Annotated in this window: 19 protein-coding genes; 4 read left to right on the top strand and 15 right to left on the bottom strand. The window is 62.7% G+C overall.

Features of this window, described 5'->3' with window-relative positions; all coding sequences use genetic code 11:
- Nucleotides 1-11: 11 nt before the first annotated feature.
- Nucleotides 12-224 carry a hypothetical protein gene (locus N430_RS22920; RefSeq protein ID WP_110639071.1) on the bottom strand — a complete coding sequence of 71 codons (213 nt, stop codon included), beginning with the start codon at nt 222-224 and terminating at the stop codon, nt 12-14.
- On the bottom strand, nt 221-691 hold the full coding sequence (locus N430_RS22915; protein WP_085673022.1) for a hypothetical protein: 471 nt from the start codon (nt 689-691) through the stop codon (nt 221-223). Before N430_RS22915 ends, N430_RS22920 begins: the two co-directional genes overlap by 4 nt.
- 307 nt (nt 692-998) lie before the next feature.
- Between N430_RS22915 and N430_RS22910 the strand changes: the two genes are divergently transcribed.
- Nucleotides 999-1196: a hypothetical protein gene (locus N430_RS22910; RefSeq protein ID WP_110639070.1), complete on the top strand. Its 198-nt coding sequence runs from the start codon at nt 999-1001 to the stop codon at nt 1194-1196.
- A gap of 6 nt (nt 1197-1202) precedes the next feature.
- Here the strand turns inward: N430_RS22910 and N430_RS22905 are convergent, their stop codons facing one another.
- The 10 genes from N430_RS22905 to N430_RS22860 all read right to left on the bottom strand — a co-directional run bounded on the left by N430_RS22905 (nt 1203) and on the right by N430_RS22860 (nt 14499).
- Nucleotides 1203-1397, bottom strand: coding sequence for a hypothetical protein (locus N430_RS22905; protein WP_110639069.1), 195 nt, complete (start codon nt 1395-1397; stop codon nt 1203-1205).
- A gap of 186 nt (nt 1398-1583) precedes the next feature.
- Entirely contained in the window at nt 1584-1988 is a 405-nt protein-coding gene (locus tag N430_RS22900) for a TraR/DksA family transcriptional regulator (RefSeq protein ID WP_110639068.1), read from the bottom strand.
- A 289-nt stretch (nt 1989-2277) separates the two neighbouring features.
- A complete protein-coding gene (locus N430_RS22895) occupies nt 2278-3051 on the bottom strand; it encodes an enoyl-CoA hydratase (RefSeq protein ID WP_110639067.1) in 774 nt (257 codons plus the stop codon).
- A gap of 13 nt (nt 3052-3064) precedes the next feature.
- The gene (locus N430_RS22890) at nt 3065-4192 is read right to left on the bottom strand and encodes an acyl-CoA dehydrogenase (RefSeq protein WP_110639066.1); all 1128 of its coding nucleotides are present in this window, start codon (nt 4190-4192) and stop codon (nt 3065-3067) included.
- An 8-nt stretch (nt 4193-4200) separates the two neighbouring features.
- The gene (locus N430_RS22885) at nt 4201-5394 is read right to left on the bottom strand and encodes an acetyl-CoA C-acyltransferase (RefSeq protein ID WP_110639065.1); all 1194 of its coding nucleotides are present in this window, start codon (nt 5392-5394) and stop codon (nt 4201-4203) included.
- A gap of 11 nt (nt 5395-5405) precedes the next feature.
- Nucleotides 5406-6173 (bottom strand): SDR family NAD(P)-dependent oxidoreductase, encoded by a 768-nt coding sequence (locus tag N430_RS22880; RefSeq protein WP_110639064.1) that lies wholly within the window; start codon nt 6171-6173, stop codon nt 5406-5408.
- Between the two features lie 14 nt (nt 6174-6187).
- Nucleotides 6188-7834, bottom strand: coding sequence for an acyl-CoA synthetase (locus tag N430_RS22875; RefSeq protein ID WP_110639063.1), 1647 nt, complete (start codon nt 7832-7834; stop codon nt 6188-6190).
- Nucleotides 7835-7924: 90 nt separating this feature from the next.
- Entirely contained in the window at nt 7925-12505 is a 4581-nt protein-coding gene (locus tag N430_RS22870) for an NEL-type E3 ubiquitin ligase domain-containing protein (protein WP_110639062.1), read from the bottom strand.
- A gap of 69 nt (nt 12506-12574) precedes the next feature.
- Nucleotides 12575-13597 (bottom strand): AraC family transcriptional regulator, encoded by a 1023-nt coding sequence (locus N430_RS22865; protein ID WP_110639061.1) that lies wholly within the window; start codon nt 13595-13597, stop codon nt 12575-12577.
- 38 nt (nt 13598-13635) lie between these two features.
- Complete coding sequence (locus tag N430_RS22860) at nt 13636-14499, bottom strand: LysR substrate-binding domain-containing protein (RefSeq protein ID WP_110639060.1); 864 nt, start codon at nt 14497-14499, stop codon at nt 13636-13638.
- A gap of 112 nt (nt 14500-14611) precedes the next feature.
- Here N430_RS22860 and N430_RS22855 point away from each other — a divergent pair, with 112 nt between their 5' ends.
- On the top strand, nt 14612-15718 hold the full coding sequence (locus tag N430_RS22855; protein WP_110639059.1) for a 2-aminoethylphosphonate--pyruvate transaminase: 1107 nt from the start codon (nt 14612-14614) through the stop codon (nt 15716-15718).
- A 35-nt stretch (nt 15719-15753) separates the two neighbouring features.
- Nucleotides 15754-16581, top strand: coding sequence for a phosphonoacetaldehyde hydrolase (gene phnX / locus N430_RS22850; protein ID WP_110639058.1), 828 nt, complete (start codon nt 15754-15756; stop codon nt 16579-16581).
- Between the two features lie 109 nt (nt 16582-16690).
- Here phnX and N430_RS22845 read toward each other — a convergent pair whose 3' ends face one another.
- Nucleotides 16691-17251 carry an NADPH-dependent FMN reductase gene (locus N430_RS22845; protein WP_110639057.1) on the bottom strand — a complete coding sequence of 187 codons (561 nt, stop codon included), beginning with the start codon at nt 17249-17251 and terminating at the stop codon, nt 16691-16693.
- A 158-nt stretch (nt 17252-17409) separates the two neighbouring features.
- On the opposite strand from N430_RS22845, the gene N430_RS22840 reads away from it, so the two are divergent.
- On the top strand, nt 17410-17628 hold the full coding sequence (locus tag N430_RS22840) for a hypothetical protein (protein WP_027919089.1): 219 nt from the start codon (nt 17410-17412) through the stop codon (nt 17626-17628).
- Here the strand turns inward: N430_RS22840 and N430_RS22835 are convergent.
- Entirely contained in the window at nt 17612-19861 is a 2250-nt protein-coding gene (locus N430_RS22835) for an Orn/Lys/Arg decarboxylase N-terminal domain-containing protein (RefSeq protein ID WP_110639056.1), read from the bottom strand. The two genes, N430_RS22840 and N430_RS22835, sit on opposite strands and share 17 nt — an antisense overlap.
- A 159-nt stretch (nt 19862-20020) precedes the next feature.
- Nucleotides 20021-20785, bottom strand: coding sequence for a DNA polymerase III subunit epsilon (gene dnaQ / locus N430_RS22830; protein ID WP_110639055.1), 765 nt, complete (start codon nt 20783-20785; stop codon nt 20021-20023).
- Nucleotides 20786-20810: the final 25 nt, after the last annotated feature.

The following is a 20810-nucleotide window of genomic DNA, read 5'->3' as shown; positions in this document are numbered from 1 at the left end:
AACGGCTGAACTCAGCCCTGAGTCAGGCGCTGCAACTCGCGCCTTACCATGGCGGCATAAGGTGGCGGACCCAGCTGATACAATTGGGCCGCCACCCAGGTCAGCCAGCCCGAGCCCATCGCCTCACGCTGCGCCAGCAAGCGCTGGGCCTCGGCCATGGCTTGCGCCTGGTGCTGCCGATGAAACTCGGCACGCGCCCCAGGCGCTTCGTCACTTGCGCTCATTCACTGGCCTTGAAGGTGGTCAGCTCGCCCTTGCGCCATTTGGCGACCTTGCCGGTCACCGCCTTGAGCAACTTGCCCAAGCCTTCCTGAACCTGTTGTTGCGCGGCGAACACCAACATCACGCCCTGGCCTTCGCGGAACACGATGCCCTCGCCTTCCGGCACCGATACAAATGCGTAGTCGCCCACACCGTAAACGTTCAGCTTGATTTCGCGAAAGCGCATTTCCAGTTTGCCGCCTTCGCGGCTAGGCAAAACGGCTGCACGGAAGTGATCACCGACTTTCAATTCCAGGCGTTGCTTGTCATCGACTACCAAGGCGCTCTCGGTGTCGATCTCGGCCATGTACAGACCTTCGGGGTTCTGTTCGGTGACATAGATGAAACGGCCCTGAAACAGCTTGGCCAACTTGCCGCGCAAATCGCCCAAGGCAAACAAGGCGTGGGTATCCAGTGTACTGACTGCCAATGAAGTAATCCTCAAACCGGTGACATCCGCCCTCACTCGGAGTCGGTGAGGCACGGCCATTTCAATTCGATAGGCGAAAAGAATAATAAAGTGATGCACGAAACGTCTGTATCTGCTGACGATGCAGCTCGCAGGAAACATTACTCTGCCGTGCCAGACGCGGCCTCAAAACAGGCTTTCGGCATATTCCCTGTCAGGGAAGCGTAATGTCTGACAACAAACCCGCCAGAAAAGATGCGATAGATAACTGCAAGCCCCTCGGCAGAACGGGCTCAGGTATCCATCAACGCATTACCGGGGAATAAATATGCACGAAAACACTGAAATCCGTCGAGAGGTAAAGAACATTTCTTACCTCGCGTGCGCCAATAACAGGCCTCGTTACGTCGTCATACCCGCAGGTATCGAGTTCTTCCACGTCACCGAAAGCGCCACTGGCAGGGTCAAAGGCTTTCGCCGGCTGCACCGTGAGGCCTGCGCGCTGGCCCGCAGCCTGGAAGCATGAAGCCGCTCAGGCTGCGTGGCCATCCTGCATGAGCTGCAACCAGGCGGCTTGGCATTCCATGGCCTCACGACGGGTGGCGAACGCTGTACCACGGCGCTCGCCATTGACCAGGACCACCCAACATACCCGCTTGCCCAGTGCCTGCAAGCCTGCTGGCACACCTGAACCGATCATCACGGCGACATCGACTCGGCTGTTCATCATTCCCTCCGGCACTTAGATAGCACCCTAACGATAAGGTCATGATACGCCCGCCGACTGCCGTGTAACAGAGCATCCTCGTACAGCAGTGTTACGTCCTGAGCAACAAAACGCTCAAGCCTCCTAACGCAATAAACGCAAAAAGCCCCAGGGATTGCTCCATGGGGCTTGGCGCATTGCGCCAGGTCAGACCTGACGCTGGTGGCGGTCGAGCTGCTCGTGGCGCTCCTGGGCTTCGATGCAGTACTTGGTGGTCGGGCTGATCAGCAGACGCTTCAGGCCGATCGGCTCACCGCTGTCATCACACCAGCCGAAGCTCTCGTCGGAGATACGGTCCAGGGCCATTTCCAGCTGTGGCAGCAAGCGCTGGTCGCGGTCGATGGCATTCACCAGCCAGCTGCGCTCTTCCTCGACCGACGCCACGTCGGCAGGGTCCGACGGCGTGTCCAGGCCTTCGATGGTAGTGCGGCTGAGCTCGATGCGTTCATGGGTTTCGACTTTCATCGCCTGCAGCAGCTCAGTGAAGAAGGCCAGCTGTTCAGCGTTCATGTAGTCATCGGCCGACATGGCCAGCAACTGTTCCTTGGTCATCGATTTCTCTATGAAAATATGTGCATTTGGGCGATTCGGGTGCCGCCGACGCCTTGGCCTCGGCAGCAGAATTCTTCAAGCGCCAACCGGCACTCTTTTACAGGGGGCGGCAGTCTAAGGCGCCAAGCCGCCGTGAGCAACAGCAATCAAGGGGGAAATTGCCCGAAATGGCTTGGAATCCGCCCGCTGGCACCCTTGCCCTATACAAAAAAGAACGCGCCACGGCATCCCGAAGGACGCCGTGGCGACAAATAGCCCGCCGGTGCACCTGGACGGTGCTCTGCCCAGATCAGCGATCCTTGAACTGCGCCTCACGCTTGGCGATGAAGGCCGCCATGCCCTCTTTCTGGTCCTCGGTGGCGAACGCGGCATGGAACACTCGACGTTCGAAGCGCACGCCTTCACTGAGGGTAACCTCGAAGGCACGGTTGACGCTTTCCTTGACCATCATGCTGACCGGGATCGACTTGGCGGCGATGGTTGCAGCTACCTTCAGCGCCTCCTCCACCAGTTCGGCCTGCGGCACGATACGTGCCACCAGGCCGGCGCGCTCGGCTTCCTCGGCGCCCATCAGGCGACCTGTCAGGCACAGCTCCATGGCCTTGGCCTTGCCCACGGCACGGGTCAGGCGCTGGGTGCCGCCCATGCCCGGCAGCACGCCGAGGTTGATTTCCGGCTGGCCGAACTTGGCGTTGTCGGCGGCGAGGATGAAGTCACACATCATCGCCAGCTCGCAGCCACCGCCCAGGGCGAAGCCGGACACTGCTGCGATAATCGGCTTGCGACGGTTGGCGATGCGGTCCGAATCGCTGAACAGGTCTTCGACGTAGATCTGAGGGTATTGCAGCTCGGCCATTTCCTTGATGTCGGCGCCAGCGGCAAAGGCCTTGGCCGAACCTGTCAGTACCACGCAGCCGATGTTCGGGTCACGCTCGAGCTGGTCCAGGGCCTGATTGATCTCGCTGACGATCTGCGCGTTCAGCGCGTTCAGCGCCTGCGGACGGTTGAGGGTGATCAGGCCGACCTTGCCGTGGATGTCCAACAGGATGGTTTCGAATGCCATGCAGACTGCTCCTTCAAAGATTGCGCGCAATGACCATGCGCTGAATGTCGCTGGTGCCTTCATAAATCTGGCAGACCCGAACGTCGCGGTAGATCCGCTCCAGCGGGAAGTCGCTCAGATAGCCATATCCGCCCATGGTCTGCAAGGCATCCGAACAGACCTTTTCGGCCATTTCCGAGGCGAAAAGCTTGGCCATCGACGCTTCCACCAACGCCGGGCGCCCGGCATCACGCAATGCAGCGGCGTGAAGCACCATCTGCCGGGCTACGGCAATCTTCGTCGCCATGTCGGCCAGGCGGAAGGCTACGGCCTGGTGCTCGATCAGCGGCTTACCAAAGCTTTGCCGCTCGTTGGCATAGTCGCGCGCCACTTCGAAGGCCGCACGCGCCATGCCGACTGCCTGCGACGCAATACCGATACGACCGCCTTCGAGGTTGGCCAGGGCGATCTTGTAACCCTCGCCTTCCTCGCCCAGTCGGTTGGCCGCGGGCACACGCACATTGTCGAAGACGATCTGGCAGGTATCGGAGGCGTGCTGGCCGAGCTTGTCTTCGACCCTCGCCACCTGGTAGCCGGGCGAATCGGTAGGCACGATGAAGGCGCTGATGCCACGCTTGCCGGCCTGCGGATCGGTCACGGCAAAGACGATCACCACACCGGCATTCTGCCCGGAGGTGATGAACTGCTTACTACCGTCAAGCACGTAGTGGTCACCCTCAAGCCGTGCACGTGCCTTCAGGCTGCTGGCATCCGAACCGGCCTGCGGCTCGGTCAGGGCGAATGCCCCGAGCATCGAGCCCATGGCCAGGGGGGTGAGGAACTGCTCTTTTTGCTGTTCATTGCCGAAGCGCAGGATCGGCACGCAACCCACCGAGTTGTGCACGCTCATGATGGTCGAACAGGCACCGTCACCGGCGGCGATCTCTTCCAGCGCCATGGCATAGGCCACGTAACCGGTGTCACTGCCGCCCCACTGCTCCGGCACCAGCATGCCGAAGAGGCCGAGCTCGGCCATCTCCTCGATGGCCTCCTTCGGGAAGCGGTGTTCCTTGTCCCATTGCTCGGCAAACGGCTTGAGGCGCTCCTGGGCAAAAGCGCGTACCGCATCGGCGATCTGTTGTTGCTCGTCAGTTACCAGCATGGTTCACCTCAATACAGGCATTCGACAGCCATGGCCGTGGCCTCGCCACCGCCGATGCAGATGGCCGCCACGCCACGGCGCAGGTTGTTCTGGCGCAAGGCCGACAGCAGGGTCACCAGGATGCGAGCGCCCGAAGCGCCAATCGGATGGCCCAGGGCGCAGGCGCCGCCATGGATGTTGACCTTGTCGTGGGGCAGATCGAGGTGCTTCATGGCCGCCAGGGTAACCACGGCGAAGGCTTCGTTGATCTCGAACAGGTCGACCTCAGCGAGGCTCCAGCCGGTGCGCTTCATCAGTTTGTCGATGGCACCGATCGGCGCCGTCGGGAACAGCGCCGGAGTATCGGCGAAGGCCGCGTGACCGTGGATCACCGCCAGTGGCTTGAGGCCGCGTTTGTCGGCTTCGGAGCGGCGCATCAGCACCAGCGCCGCCGCACCATCAGAAATGGAGCTGGAGTTGGCGGCGGTCACCGTGCCACCTTCGCGGAAGGCCGGCTTGAGCTGCGGGATCTTGTCCAGACGCGCCTTGGGTGGCTGCTCGTCGTCCTTGATGACGCGCTTCTCCTTGCCCTCGGTGACCTCCACCGGGACGATCTCGGCAGCGAAACGGCCGCTCTTGATAGCGTCCTGGGCGCGGGTCAGCGAGGTGATGGCGAACTGGTCCTGGGCTTCGCGACTGAAGGCATTGGCCTGGGCGCAGTCCTCGGCGAAGGTGCCCATCAAGCGGCCTTTGTCGTAAGCGTCCTCCAGGCCATCCATGAACATGTGGTCGATGATCTTGCCGTGGCCCATGCGGTAGCCGCCACGGGCCTTGTCCAGCAGATACGGGGCGTTGGTCATGCTTTCCATGCCACCGGCCACCACCACGTCGGCACTGCCGGCCAACAGCAGGTCATGGGCCATGATCGCCGCCTGCATGCCCGAACCGCACATCTTGTTCAGGGTGGTGCAGGTGGTGTGCTTGTCCAGCCCGGCGCCGAGTGCCGCCTGGCGCGCCGGAGCCTGGCCCTGGCCGGCGGGCAACACGCAGCCGAACAGCACCTGCTCGACACTGGCGGCATCGATACCGGCGCGCTCGACGGCACCACGAATGGCCGCGCTGCCCAGTTGCGGCGCGGTCAGGCTCTTGAGGTCGCCCTGCAGGCCGCCCATGGGCGTGCGCACGGCGCTGACGATAACGATTGGGTCATTGGCGAGGGACATGTGCATTCTCCTTACTTGGCAGCCATGCGCAGTGCGCCGTCGAGGCGGATCACCTCGCCATTGAGCATGCTGTTCTCGATGATGTGGCGGGCCAGCGCGGCATATTCCTGTGGACGGCCCAGGCGCGGCGGGAACGGTACGCCAGCCGACAGCGATGCACGCACTTCATCGGTCATGCCGGCCATCATCGGCGTTTCGAAAATGCCTGGGGCAATGGTCATCACGCGAATGCCGTACCGCGCCAGTTCGCGCGCGGCTGGCAAGGTCAGGCTGGCAATCGCACCCTTGGATGCCGCGTAGGCGGCCTGGCCGATCTGGCCGTCGTAGGCGGCGATGGAGGCGGTGTTGATGATCACCCCCCTTTCGCCACCTTCATCGGCAGCACCTTCGGCCATGGCCGATGCCGCCAGGCGCAGCAGATTGAAACTACCGACAAGGTTCACGTTGATGACTTTGGCGAAGCTGGCCAGGCCGTGCGGCCCTTGCTTGCCCAACACTTTCTCGGCACCGACGATACCGGCGCAGTTGACAAGCCCGTGGAGGCTGCCAAAGGCCGCGACGGCTGAATCGACTGCCGCCTGGGCAGCCTGCTCGTCGCTGATATCGGCGACTGCGAAGCGGGCGTTATCACCCAGTTCGCCGGCCTTGGCCTCGACGGCCTGGGCATTGAGGTCGACCAGCATGACCTTGGCGCCGGCTTCGATCAGCATCTGCGCGGTGGCAGCACCCAGCCCGGATGCAGCGCCGCTGACGATGAAGTGTTTGTTGGCTATCTGCATGATCTCGTTCCTTTTCAGGCGCTGGCAGGGGTGGCCTGTTGCGCTTGTTGTTTGGCGACTTCCTGATTGCGCAGGATGAAGCGTTGCAGCTTGCCGCTCGGGGTCTTGGGCAGCTCACTGACGAATTCGATTTCTCTGGGGTAGGCATGCGCATAGAGGCGCTTGCGCACGTGCTGACGCAGGGCTTCCTCCAGTTCGGCGCTGCCCTGGTATCCGTTGGCCAATACGACGAAGGCCTTGATCAGCTCGGTGCGCTCGGGGTCCGGTTTGCCGATAACTGCCGCTTCGATCACCGCCGGGTGCTCGATCAGCGCGCTTTCCACGTCGAACGGACCCACACGATATCCGGATGTGGTAATCACGTCATCGCTGCGGCCAACAAAGCTGATGCTGCCATCCTGATTCAGTTCGACGGTGTCGCCGCTGAGGTAGTACTTACCGACGAAGGCCTTGGTCGGCAAACCGTGGTAGCCGCCAAACCAGCACAGCGGCGATTGCTCGCGGTCCACCGCCAGGATGCCCGGCTGGCCTGCCGGCAATTCATTGCCCTGCTCGCCCAGTACGACGATGCGGTGACCGGGGATGGCGAACCCGGCTGAACCTTGGTGCACGGGATGCTGCAGGCCGTGGTGGTTGCACAGCACCATGCCCAGTTCGGTCTGGCCGTAATGGTCGTGGATGGTGACGCCCAGTTCATCGGCGAACCAGCGGATTACTTCCGGGTTGAGGGGTTCGCCGGCGCTGCTGACGACCCGCAGGCGGCCTTTGATCGGTGTCGAGAAGTCTTTGCCGGCAGCGATCAGCAAACGGTATGCCGTAGGTGAACCCGCGAGGTTGGTGATACCCAGCTTGTCGATCACCCGCGCGCAGCTGTCGACGCTGAACGGGCCATCGTAGAAGGTGGTAGCGCAGCCCAACGCCAGCGGCCCGGTGACCGCGTAGTACAGGCCATAGGCCCAGCCCGGATCGGCCAGGTTCCAGAAGTGATCATCGGGACGCAGGTCGATGGCATCGCGCATGTAGCCCTGGAAGGCAACGATGGCGCGCAGCGGCACTTCCAGCGGCTTGGCGGGGCCAGTGGTACCGGATGTAAACATCAGCAGGAACGGGTCATCCCCGCAACGCATCACGGGCTCGCAGACATCACTCGCAGCCTCCAGGCACTGGCGAAAATCCAGCTCGCCACTGCGGGCCTTGACCGTGATGATCGTTGGGCAGCCCTGTACATCGTCGAGCTTGGCGCGATTCTGCGCGTCGGTGACGACTACGCGAGCACCGGACTGCTCCAGGCGATGCTCGATGGCCTTGGGGCCGAAGGCGGTGAACAACGGCTGGTAAACCGCGCCCAGTCGCCAGGTGGCGAGAATCGTCACCAGCAGCTCGGCGGTGCGCGGCATCAGGCCGGCGACCCGATCTCCGGAGCACACACCTTGCGCCTTGAGCACATTGGCGAAGCGGGCGGCCTGGACTTTGAGCTGGTCGAAACTGTAACGGGCACTGTTGCCGTCACGGTCTTCGCAGACCAGCGCCAGCTTGCCGGCCCCGGCATGGCGGTCACAGCATTCGACACAGGCATTGAGGGCGGTGAGCTCGCCATGCAGCGCCGCGGCGGCGGCCTGGGCATGGCCGAACGCACGAATGGCCTCGGCGTAATCGCGCATCGTCGGACTCCTGGTTTCTTGTTTTTGGAGTTGAACCATCGGTCCGAGGATGTTCGCGCCGCGGCGGCGCGGGGGCAATGGCCTAAGCCGTCAATCTGGATGACTGGTTTGGCCGGTTTCCAGCGCTTGCGTGGTCAGTAGTATCTTCAGGCGCGACAGACGGGCCTCCCTATCGACTGCCAGCGCGTCCCACTGCTCCTTGTATTGCCTATCACTCAGGCTTTCGCGCGTCTCATACAGTTGCGCCCCGAGCGAGTCGAGTTCATTGGTTACTGCCGCGAACTCGTCTGGATACTGCGCTTGCAGCCAGGTACTCCAGAATCTCTGCTCACTGATGAAACCTGCCTTGGCCTCAACGGTTTCAGCCGCGCTCACATAAGCCCGCGCTTTCGTTAGCTGGGCTGCGGTTCCACCGCTGATCGTCTCGAACCTCATCGAGGCGGGCTGGCCGGGAAGTTGCAGTTCCGCTGCGAGATTGACGATGTAGTACAGCCTGGCTTCAATCTGATCCAGGTCGGGCGTTATCTGCAGGCGCTGCTCGATATCTGCATGAATGAAGGCTTCGAGTGTCTTCAGGCGGAACAGCCCAGAACCGAGCTTCAGCAGTTCATCACGCTCACCTGGCGCCGTACGTTCAGCGTTCGCGACCAACACCCGCAGTTGTAAATCAGCGAAACGCTCGGCAACACTGTCTGCGCAGGTGACAGGCTCGTCAGCAATCAAACGTAACTCCTGCGCCAGTTGCGCATCAGCATCCATAGTATCGAGCACGCTCCATACCTGGCGGGTAAGTACCTCTCGGTAGGCCCTGTTGTGGAAATCGGCACTTTCCCGCAGCTCGCTCAGAATGCGCAGGATACTGTCTGGTTGCTCATCGTCAGCCTGGGCTGGAAACAGACGGTCCCAACGAGCACCGCGCGCCTCTGCCTGCTCGCCTGTCACCCACAGCGCCCTGGCGGATGGCGCCGAGTCTGCCGCCGCGCTTGGGCCATGCATCAGATGCACCGGACGCGTGTAGAGAAGTTCCAGGCGCGTGCGCTGAATGGCATTGCGCTCCAGCTGGATGGATGCGCGAAACTCATACGGCAGTTGCATGATCACGTCGGGAATGCTGGTCAGTAAGTTGGAATTCAAGTTGACGAAGCGAAGCTGACCACAATGCTGCAACCCTTCAGGCCACTCCAGCAGACCACAGTGCATCAGGTGCAGGCGCCGCAACACCGGAACCCCAGTAAAGCGCAGCACCATTGTGCGCAGTGGGTTGAAGCTCAGATCCAGTGCGATGAGGTTGTGAAGTTCTCCAAGGATACCTGTCGCCACATCATTCCACCTGATGCGGTTGTAAGACAGTTGCAGCCGCTGCAACTGAGCCAACTGACGGATCCCCATGGGTAACGCCCGCAGGTTGTTTCTCGACAGATTGACCCGTCGCAACGCACCAAAACAGCTGAAGAACGATTCCGGCACCTCTTGCAGCGGCGAGTTGACCATCAGCATGGAAGTCACGAAGTGAAAGTCGAGCTCCTGACTCATTTCAGGCAACGAGGTTACCTGGACCCCACTCAGATCCAGGATATACCCCTGGAAGTCCTGATGCTCCAGATCAATATCCAGTTGCCTGCGCCAGGCCGCTCGCAGCCGCTGCGACACAACACGGCGCGCAGCCAGCTCAGCTTCTGATGCAGCAGTAACCCACTCGCTCAGGCGGCTCTCTAGCATTTGCAGGTTGTGCTCTTCGAAAACCAGCTGCTCGAAAGGGTCCTCGGTATCCAGCACCCTCTCGATGTGCTCCTGGATCTGTCGAGGAGAGTCGTCTTCGTAGAGAGCCGCCAGCCGACGCCTCAGTTGCAGAAAGGCCCCTCTCTCGCTTGAAATGCCACCACCGAGCGCATAACCGACTCGACCATCGGGCAGTCGTTGCCCTGGGTTGAACCAGCCTTTGCTTTCAACCTGCCCGAGCGCGCTCATCAGCCGCTGACGTTCGCGTGGCAGTTTGCTCAACACCAATTGCCGCAAGGCATCGGCAGGATTCACCTGGCCAAGATCAAGGCGTTCGCGCTGCGAGGGCTCCAGCAGGCAATAAACCGCCTGGAAGAAGTCGTCGGGCTCTGTGGGTTGCGCCTCAAGCTCCAGACCACGGTGGTCATACAGCGTGAATTGTCCGTCGCGATGCACCAGGATCTGCTGGGTCGCCTCGGGCGATTGCGAGTTGAGCACCGCCAGCAGTCGCCCCGACGAGGAGTTTTCCCGCAGTTCCAATCGCGTATTCAGCGGCCAATGATCAACCTTCGCGAACAGATTAAATGCCAGCTCACCTGCCTCGTCGACATAGGCATTGCGCAACATCAGGCCTTGCTGGGCTCGGTTGAGCCTGGCCAGTTGCAACAATGAGCGGGCTCTTTGCGCCACGCTCAACGGTAACCGCCGCCTCAGCTCGATCACCTCTCGTTCGGAGGCACTCAGCGTCCTGACCAGTTCGCTGACATAGTCTGATGGCAAACCGGCAAAATCACGCCGGGTCACCTGCGCAGCCTGATCGGTGGACGGCTCGATCTCGGTCAGATGCCTGAACAGAGCCGAACGCAGGCGGCTTGCGTTCTTCTCGAGTGCATCATGCAAACGCTCGCCTTCCATTTCAGCGAACTCCGGGCGTTGCTTGCACCACTCAAGCAGTACCCGATCATCGAAACGCGCCCCAACGGGAGGCTTGCCGAAGAAGCGCTCGATACGCTCGTCAGCCTCGAAACGGCGCAACGTATCGCGCAAGTTGGCTGGCATGGCACGGTTTTCCACCGCAATGCCACGCAACTCATCGACATCACTGCAGGCAGCTTGCAGCACTCGCCGCGCTTGCAGAGGATCGAGCGGACGCTCCCGGGGCCAGAGCCGATCGAGCAACTTTGCTTCATCGTTCCAGGCTTGCGGGAGCTCGCCACGCACTCGCCAGAAGCGCTCGCCGTTACGTTCGACAACCGGGCCGTAAGCGGTGTTTCGAAGCGGATGCTGGAGGCGCCAAGGGCCCTGATTCTCAACCTGACGAATCTCATAGTAGTGCTCGTCCACACGCAGCAGGCGCCGCGCTCCGCTGTGGTAGAGGCCATCATCCTCTAGCGTGGCCCCGTTCGCCGAGGTCCGATAGGGCGTCAGGTCGGCGCTCCACAAACGCTGGGTGTGTGGCCCAACGCCAACAGGTTCAAGGCCATCGACAAAAGCACTGCGCACGAATGCACTGGCAGCAGCGCCTGCTCCTGCCGCTGCCGCCGTGGTGGCTGCAACTGCCGCCACCGTCTCGGCAACGTTCAAAACATGCTGCAACGCTTCGTGATCGTGCCCATCCGCCCAATCCTCGCCCCCCTCGAACACCTCTTTGCATACATGCGTGACCAGGTGAGCGAGCAACAGCGCCCCAACCACGGGTATGAAGAACCCGGCCAGGCTGGCCAGGCCCCATCCCAGCGAAGCCCAGGCTTCCAGACGTTCACGACTGGCATCGGCATCGGCATCGGCGGTAGGCACCAGAAGCAACCTGGCATCCGCCTTGACGCGCTCGATCTGCTCGTCGACCCAACGCTTGAAAACTGCCTCATGGTGGGCATCACCCTCCACCTCCAGGTCGGGTTCGTCATCCTTGAGCCGCAATTGCAATGTACTGAAGAAAGCCGCACGGTCCTTCAGTGCGATCAATTGAATGAACGCCGCGAGCTGGTCCTTGTGCTTGAGTGAAGCGGCCATTTCCTTGACCCACTCCAACTTGGAGGCGAACCAGCGCAGCGGTTCTGGCTGGCCGGGCAAGTAGACGACAATGCCGTCGTCCTGGTCATCGACGCCGCGCAGCTGGACAAACAATGCTTCATGGACGCGTACGCCCAACATCGACATCAGGCCAGGATAGGCTGTGAGCACCGGCGCATCGCCTGGCTGAGCCGGTACGGCTGCAGCGGCCGCAGTGGGCTCGCCATTGGCTTGTGCCGAACCGCTGACACTCGCAAGCAAGGCCGCCCTGACGTCAGCCATGATGGCGCCTCTCAGGAATGCCACCTGCACGGCCAGACTGAAACCTGCCAGCTTGTCTTCCATGAGCAGGGCGGCGTTTCGCTCAAAGATGCTGCCCAGCTGCGTCTGATAGCGGGCCCCCACATCCAGCTGGCGACAGGTTGCGATAAAGCTCCCCACGTCACCCGACAATAGCGTGTCGCTGCCCGCAGCAACCAGACCACTGCCATCCAGCGGCGTGGCATTTTCGGCAAAGTTCTGCATCAGGCGCGCCAGCGCAGGCTGCAGTTTGTATTCGGGCTCTAAACGAGGCACCGAGTAGCCTTCCAGCGTCAGGACCTTGTCCTGCCAAAGCAACTGGCTCACGCGATGGCCGACTGGCAAGAGGTCTGCCAGGGTTTGAGAAAACGCGCTATCGGCAAATGCATGGGGCGTTACTGCGGCCGCCGTCGCAGCGCTCACCTTTTTCTGGGTGTTGTGGTGCTGGAGGTACAGGCTTCGCAACTTGCGGATGTCTGCCACAGAAGCCGCCTTGATCCATCGCGGCGTCCGCTGATGGATGAAGGTATCGGTTATCTTCTGGCTGAGTGAAGCATCGCTGACGGGCTGATCGACTGCAGGTGTGTCGGCGGCGACGTTGCGCGCATTTGCAGGGTTGGGGAAATTACGTTTGAGCACGGGCGTCTCCTAAGCAATGGAAGCGCAGACTCTTTCATTGCTTGCCTGCCCGGTTCAGAGGGAACTGGGCTACCCGTGTGCTCCGCGTGCATGAGCCAGCGCGCGATAGTGCCCAGGGTTGCAACCGAACCATTTGCGAAACGCCTTGTAGAAAGAGCTGCTGTCGGCAAAGCCCAGGCGCGCCGCAATTTCGCCCATGCCAGGCTCGGCATGGCTTAGCCACGCGATTGCCAGCTCCCGCCGCACGCTGTCCTTGAGCCCTTGATAGGTCTGCCCCTCTTCTGCCAGGCGCCGACGCAAGGTAGACGGCGACAGGCACAATTGCCGTGCCAAGGCATCACCATCGGGCCAGTGATTGGGGTCCTGATGCAGCAAGTCATGGCGGATGCGCCGCCCCAGGCTGGCAGCATCCCGGTACTTGACCAGGATGTTGCCAGGTGCCTCGGCCAGAAAACGCTGCAGTTCCTCGGGCGTACGCCGCAGCGGTAGGTCAAGGCTTTCAGCACTGATGATCATGCGTGTGCGCGGGCGCTCGAACTGCAGGTTTTGCGAAAACATCACCCGGTAGTCGTCGCAAAACGGTGGTTCGGCGCAGCGCAGCTCGATGGCCAGGATCGGAATGCGCCGCCCTGCCAGCCAGCAGGCCAGGCCATGGACGATCATCCAGAAGGTGAAATAGGTGAAGGCACGACGCGGCTGGTCGCGAGGCTCGTTGATGACGATTTCGGCCAGCTCGTACTGGCGCACCAGGCTCGGTTGCAGGTCTTCAAGCATCAGCGACAGGAACTCCAGAGCAGTGCCCAGCCCTGCACCCAGCGTCGGCTGGCCCATGCTCGCCCGGCACATGAACGCCAGGCTGCCGCTGCGCAGGCCGCGCGGGTCCATGGCGAAGAATTCGTCGTTGCAGCGGCGTGCCAACAGCCGCCACAGCCGTGCATAGGCCTCGGCGCTGACCCGCGCTGCAGGCGCCTGCAATTGCCCGGCGTCGATCCCGGCACGGGCCAGCAGTGCGGCATCCGCCTCGCCCGCCGGGCAGGTCTGCAACAGCGCTTCGCGCACCAGTTGCATGGAGATGGTGTCTTTTTCGCTCATTGCCAATCCATTCGCTGATGCAGGCATCTTAGGCTGGCTCAAAGGCTCGACGCCAGGCCGAGGAAAGCCTGGATCAAGCGCAGCTCGCGGCGCCGTTCCAGGCAGCCAACCATATGCTGGTTGCGCAGGCCCTGGCCAGCCAGGGCCCGCGCCACCACCCGTGGGTCGTTGGCCACCTCGGTCGACGACACCACGCCAATGCCCAGCTCCGACGCCACCGCCTCGGTCACCGCTTCGCGGCTGTCCAGCTCCAACAACACCCTTGGCTGCACGCCAGCCATGCCGCAGGCCTTGTCGAAGGTGCGCCGGGTGGTGGAGCTGGGCTCGCGCAGCACCATGATCTGCTGGTGCAGCTCGGCCAGTGGCAGGTCTTGCTCGGCCTGCGCCCAGGCGTGGCCCGCTGGCAGCAGCGCACACAGGCGCGACTCGCAGAGGTTCTGCAGGTGCAGCCCTTTGCGCGGCTCGATCTCGGTCAGCACGGCGACGTCGGCGTGCTCGTTGAGCAGCGCCGCCAGGGTTTCCTGGGCATTGCCCAGGCGCAGGTTGACGGTGATGCCCGGGTAGCGCTCGCGCAGCATCGCCAGCATCGGCATGACCCGGTGCGGGCCATCGGCTGCCACCTCCAGGCGCCCGGTCAACAATTGCCGATTGGCCTCGAGCATGGCCTGCGCCTCTTCGGCCAGGCCGAACATGGCCCGCGTGATCGCCGCCAGGCGGGTGCCCTCTTCCGTCAGCTCCACCCGCCGTGCGGTGCGCCGCAGCAAAGTGATCTGGTAGTGCTCCTCCAGTGCCTTGACGTGCCCGGTCACTGCCGGCTGGCTGATGAACAGCCGCGCAGCGGCGCGGGTGAAGCTGCCTTCACGGGCAACGGCATCGAAGGCTCGCAGCTGAAACAGGTTCATTAGTATCGGCCTTACTTATAGCTCGGATAACAACAAACAATTTGATTGATGGCAACGCGAATTGCAACCTAGGCCCCGTAGTTTCAGCCCACTGCTTGTGAGGAATAACGGAATGAGCAACGCCCCGATCTTGCTGACCCCTGGCCCACTGACCACTTCAATCCGCACCCGCCAAGCCATGCTCGTGGACTGGGGCTCGTGGGACCGCGACTTCAACCAACTGACCGCCAGCGTCTGCGAGCAACTGCTGGCGATCATCGACGGCAGCGCCAGCCACCACTGCGTGCCCCTGCAAGGCAGCGGCACCTTTGCCGTGGAAGCGGCCATCGGCACACTCGTGCCGCGAGACGGCAAGGTCCTGGTCCTGATCAACGGTGCCTACGGCCAACGCCTGGCGAAAATCTGCAAAGTGCTGGGCCGCACCTACAGCACCTTCGAAACCGCCGAAGACCAGCCGACCACCGCTGCCGACGTCGACCGCCTGCTTGCCGCCGACCCGGCCATCACCCACGTGGCGCTGATCCACTGCGAAACCAGCACCGGCATCCTCAACCCGCTGCCAGAGATCGCCCAGGTGATCAAACGCCACGGCAAGCGCCTGATCATCGATGCCATGAGCTCGTTCGGCGCGCTGCCGATCGATGCCCGCGAAATCCCCTTCGAAGCGCTGATCGCCGCTTCCGGCAAGTGCCTGGAAGGCGTGCCGGGCATGGGCTTCGTCTTTACCGAGAAAACCGCCCTGGCCGCCGCCGAAGGCAATGCCCACTCGCTGGCCATGGACCTGCACGACCAGCACGCCTACATGGCCAAGACCGGCCAGTGGCGCTTCACCCCACCGACCCACGTGCTCGCTGCCCTGCACGAAGCCCTGCAGCAGTACAACGAGGAAGGCGGCCTGCCAGCGCGCCACCAGCGTTACGCCGACAACTGCAAGACCCTGCTCGACGGCATGGCCGCCATCGGCCTGCGCAGCTTCCTGCCTGCCGAGATCCAGGCGCCGATCATCGTCACCTTCCACGCGCCAAACGATGCCCGCTACCAGTTCAAGGACTTCTACGAGCGGGTCAAGGCCAAGGGCTTCATCCTCTACCCGGGCAAGCTGACCCAGGTCGAGACCTTCCGCGTCGGTTGCATCGGCGTGGTCGGTGCCGAAGGCATGCAGGCCGCCGTCAATGCCGTGGCCGACGTGCTGCGGGAAATGGAAGTGCTGGACATCTAACCCCTTTGCCCACCCGATTTCAGGAATCAGCGCACATGAACTACAGCAATCCTACTCAGCTGCAAGCCGCCATCCTCGACTGGGCCGGTACCGTGGTCGACTTCGGCTCCTTCGCCCCGACCCAGATCTTCGTCGAAGCCTTTGCCGAGTTCGACGTGCAAGTTTCCATCGAAGAAGCCCGCGGCCCGATGGGCATGGGCAAGTGGGACCACATCCGCACCCTGTGCGATGTGCCGGAGATCGCCGAGCGCTACCGCAAGGTGTTCGGCCGTACCCCGAGCGACGATGACGTCACCGCCATCTACAACCGTTTCATGCCACTGCAGATCGAAAAGATCGCCGTGCACTCGGCACTGATCCCCGGCGCCCTCGACACCCTCACCGGCCTGCGCCAGGATGGCCTGAAGATCGGTTCCTGCTCGGGCTACCCGAAGGTGGTGATGGACAAGGTGGTGGAGCTGGCTGCGCAGAACGGCTACGTCGCCGACCACGTGGTGGCCACCGACGAAACCCCGAATGGCCGCCCATGGCCGGCCCAGGCCCTGGCCAACGTGATTGCCCTGGGGATCGATGATGTGGCGGCGTGCGTGAAGGTCGACGACACCGTGCCGGGCATCCTCGAAGGCCGCCGTGCCGGTATGTGGACCGTGGCCCTGGTGTGCTCGGGCAATGCCCTTGGGCTGACCTGGGATGGTTACCAGGCGCTGAGCGCAGAGAAGCTGGAGAGCGAGCGCAAGCGCATTCATCAACTGTTTGCCGGCTCGCGGCCCCACTACCTGATCGACACCATCAACGACTTGCCAGAGGTGATTGCCGATATCAACCGCCGCCTGGCCAAGGGTGAGATGCCGCAGGCCTTCTGACAGACCGGTGTCTGGCCATTCGCGGGCACGCCCGCTCCCACAGGGTCATGCATTCCTCTGTGGGAGCGGGCGCGCCCGCGAATACGTCAGCTCAGGCAACAACGATGGGTCAGACTGCCCGGTTCAACTTCACCCAGGACGCAAACTTGTCGATAAAGCCCTGCAGGAACGGCCGGGTCTTGTCACTGAGCTTGCCGCCCTCATCGAACAGGCTGGCCACCCCACCGATATACGCCTCAGGCATCTGCATGCACGGCATGTCGAGGAACACCAGCGATTGACGCAGCGCATGATTGGCACCGAACCCGCCAATGGCGCCCGGCGACACGCTCGCCACCGCCGCCGGCTTGCCACTCCAGGCACTCTGCCCATAAGGCCGCGAACCCACGTCGATGGCGTTCTTCAGGCCACCGGGTACCGAACGGTTGTATTCCGGGGTGACGAACAGCACCGCATCACTGCGGCGGATCTCATCGCGAAAACGCTTCCAAGCCTCGGGCACGCCCTCGGCCTCGACATCCTCGTTGTACAACGGCAGGTCGCCAATCTCGACAATCTTCAGGGCAAGGCTGGACGGCGCCAGCTCCGAAAGTGCGCGGGCCACCTTGCGGTTGTAGGAGTCCTTGCGCAAGCTGCCGACGACAACCGCTACCGAATACACCTGGCTCATGGCGTTATCCATCCTTTGCTGGGAAAAGGGACGTCAGTAGTTATAGATGACCGTTCCTCGGCGGCCTGGATTTTTTTCCACTGGGTGAAAACTTCCGGGTACCTTCTACGGTCTATGCCTGAAGACATTTCCTACGTAATTCAGAGGTTTTCACCCAAATGGCAGCAGTAATGGTCGGCCAATTCCACGCCCGTGACGCCGAAGGCCGTATCTACCCCGTGCACGAATTCCAGGAGTCCACCCTCCAGGCAGACGGCAGCGCACTGGGAGCCCCGATCACCACCTACCGCCTGGCCATCGGCGACCGCGTCAACCACCTGGGTGAAAACCGCTTCGAACTGGCACAGACCGGCGTCGAGATCATTCGCATTCCTTGATGCAATCGACCGTGTACTGGCCGCTTTCATTCTGCAGGCCATGCACATCGGCGACGAAGCCTGGGAAGCCACTGTTGAACGCCCGGGCGAACGCCAGGTAGTCGAGGATCGAGCGGGTCGCTTCGGTGAACCGCTCGCCCGGCATGATCAGCGGAATCCCTGGCGGGTACGGCACCAGCATCACCGCCGCAACCCGACCCAGAAGGGCCTCGATCGGCACCGCCTCCACCTCCCCGCGCACCATCTGGTCATAGGCCCGCGCCGGGCTCACGGCCACTTCCGGCAACCGCGTGAACAGCCGCTTGAGCTGCTTGGCCGTGGCATTGGTGCGGTAGCAGTCATGCAACTGGTCGCACAGCTCACGCAGGCCCAGCCCTTGGTAACGTGCAGCATCGACCGCGACGACGCTCGGCAGGCAGCTACTCAACGCCGTGTTGCCGTCGTAATGGCGCTTGAACTCCAGCAACTCGGTGAGCAGCGTGCTCCACTTGCCCTTGGTGATGCCCATCGAGAACAGCACCAGGAAGCTGTACAGGCCGGTCTTCTCCACCACCAGCCCGCGCTCCCAGAGAAACTTGCTGACCACCGCAGCCGGTATGCCGTGCTCCCCCAGCACACCACCGGCGCTGAGCCCAGGCATCACCAAGGTCACCTTCAGCGGGTCGAGCAGGACGTAGTCGTCCGCCACTTCGCCAAAGCCATGCCACTCGGCCCCCGGCTGCAGCAACCAGTCCTGCGCCGCCAGGCGCTGGATGCCCTCCGCCGCGAGCGGCTGCCAGATGCTGAACCACCAGTCCTCGGCGGCGATGTGCTCGCGCAGGTTGGCCAGGGCACGACGGAAACTCAGGGCTTCGTCGAACATCTCCTGCAGCAGCGAGCGCCCGGCCGGGCCTTCCATCATGGTCGAAGCCACGTCCAGCGAGGCGAGGATGCTGTATTGCGGCGAGGTGGAGATATGCATCATGAACGCTTCGTTGAAGCGGTCGCGGTCCAGCTGGCGCTGGGCGCCATCCTGCACGTGAATCATCGAGGCCTGGCTGAAGGCGGCCAGCAGCTTGTGGGTGGAATGGGTACTGAACACAAGCGGACTGCCCTCGCTGCACGCGGTGCCCATGGCGTAACGACCCTCGAAGAACTCGTGAAACGCCGCATAGGCGAACCAGGCCTCGTCGAAATGCAGCACCTCGACGCTGGTGCCCAGCGCTTGTTTGATCAGCCCGGCGTTGTAACACAACCCGTCGTAGGTGGAGTTGGTCACCACAGCCAGCTTGATCCGCGGTTCACGCCCCTTGGCCAGCGGGTTGGCCTGCACCTTGGCCTTGATCGACTCAGGGCTGAACTCGCTCAGCGGTATCGGGCCGATGATGCCCAGCTCGTTGCGCTCGGGGCACAGGTAGATGGGGATGGCGCCGGTCATGATGATGGCGTGGACCACCGACTTGTGGCAGTTGCGGTCGACCAGCACCAGGTCATCGCGGCCGACCATGGCGTGCCAGACGATCTTGTTGGCGGTGGAGGTGCCATTGATGACGAAGAAGGTGTGGTCGGCGCCGAAGTTGCGCGCGGCACGGGCCTCGGCCTCGGCCAACGGGCCGGTATGATCGAGCAGCGAGCCCAGCTCCGGCACCGATACGGACAGGTCCGAGCGCAGGGTATTTTCGCCGAAGAACTGGTGGAAGGCCTGGCCTACCGGGCTCTTGCGGTAGGCCACACCGCCACCATGGCCAGGCGTGTGCCAGGAGTAGTTGGACTGGGCGGTGTGCTGGACCAGGGCCTTGAAGAACGGCGGCAACAGGCCATCGAGGTAGTTGTGCGCGGCGCGCGCTACCTGACGGGCGAGAAACGGCACAGTGTCTTCGAACAGGTAGAGAATGCCGCGCAGCTGGTTGAGCTCGCTCATGGCCTCGGCCGGGGCGTTTTCCAGGGTGACCTGTTCACCCAGGGCGAAGATCGGCAGGTTGGGCGCACGCAGGCGGGCCAAGCGAATCAGCTCGGCCATGTTCTGCAGCAAGTGGGTGTTGTCGCCGACGCCTTCGGCGGCGATCAGCATGCAGGCCAGGCCATGGTGAGTGGTGGCGACCAGGCGCGCTTCGGTGTGATCGGCAGCCTTGATGATGGCAAAGCCGTCCTGGCTCAGTTCTTCGGCGATGCCGCGGATGCGCTCGCCGGCAACGCTGTCGGCCTTGATCGCACGGTGGACGATGAGGATCGGGAACTTGAGGTCCTTGTACATCCGGCTGCTACCCTCGCAGGACTTGTTGTCCTGTTAAGGGTAGTTGGCCTTGTGCTGCCTGTACCGGCCTCTTCGCGGGGCAAGCCCGCTCCTACAGGAGTCAGGAGATCTCTGTAGGAGCGGGTTTGCCCCGCGAAAGGGCCGGTGCAGCTTTACGAATCAGCCAGCCGGTGTCTCGGTCAGGGCTTGCCACATCGATGGCCCACCCGCCGACTTGGCCACCGCCGCCAGCCGCTCGGCATGCGCCTCCAGCTCTTCGGCAGACGCCATGATCACCCGCCCAGGCGCACGCCCGACGATGCGGCGGATCTCGCTACCACCAGCGCCCTGCCCGTCACCGTCACCGTCACCGTCAGCCCCGTGCCCAGCCAGCGACAGGCTGGTCTGGCCGCCGGTCATCGCCAGGTAGACGTCGGCCAGCAACTCGGAGTCGAGCAACGCGCCGTGCAGTTCACGGCCGGAGTTGTCGATGTCGTAGCGTTTGCACAGCGCATCGAGGCTGTTGCGCTGCCCCGGGTGGCGGGCACGGGCCAGCAGCAGGGTATCGAGGATGGTGCAGTGGTTGGAAATGTCGGCGCGGTCGCTCTGCCCCAGCAGGGCGAACTCGTTGTTGATGAAGCCGACGTCGAACGCCGCGTTGTGGATGACCAGGGTGGCGCCCTGGATGAACTCGAAGAACTCTTCGGCCACATCGGCGAAGCGCGGCTTGCCGACCAGGAATGCATCGGTAATGCCGTGGACGTTGATTGCGCCCTCGTCACTTTCGCGGTCAGGCTGCAGGTAGACGTGGAAGTGCCGCCCGGTCAGGCGCCGGCCCATGACCTCGACACAGCCGATCTCGATGATCCGGTGGCCTTCGCTGACCGGCATACCGGTGGTTTCGGTATCGAGAATGACCAGGCGTTTATCTTGCTGCTGCTCCACGCGGGGCGCTCCAACTTGCATCAGT

It is taken from the genome of Pseudomonas sp. CC120222-01a (assembly GCF_003097235.1).
In the GTDB taxonomy this organism is placed as follows: Bacteria; Pseudomonadota; Gammaproteobacteria; order Pseudomonadales; family Pseudomonadaceae; genus Aquipseudomonas.
The sequence above is the reverse complement of the archived record's forward strand: the minus strand, read 5'-3'. Positions and strand labels throughout refer to the sequence as shown.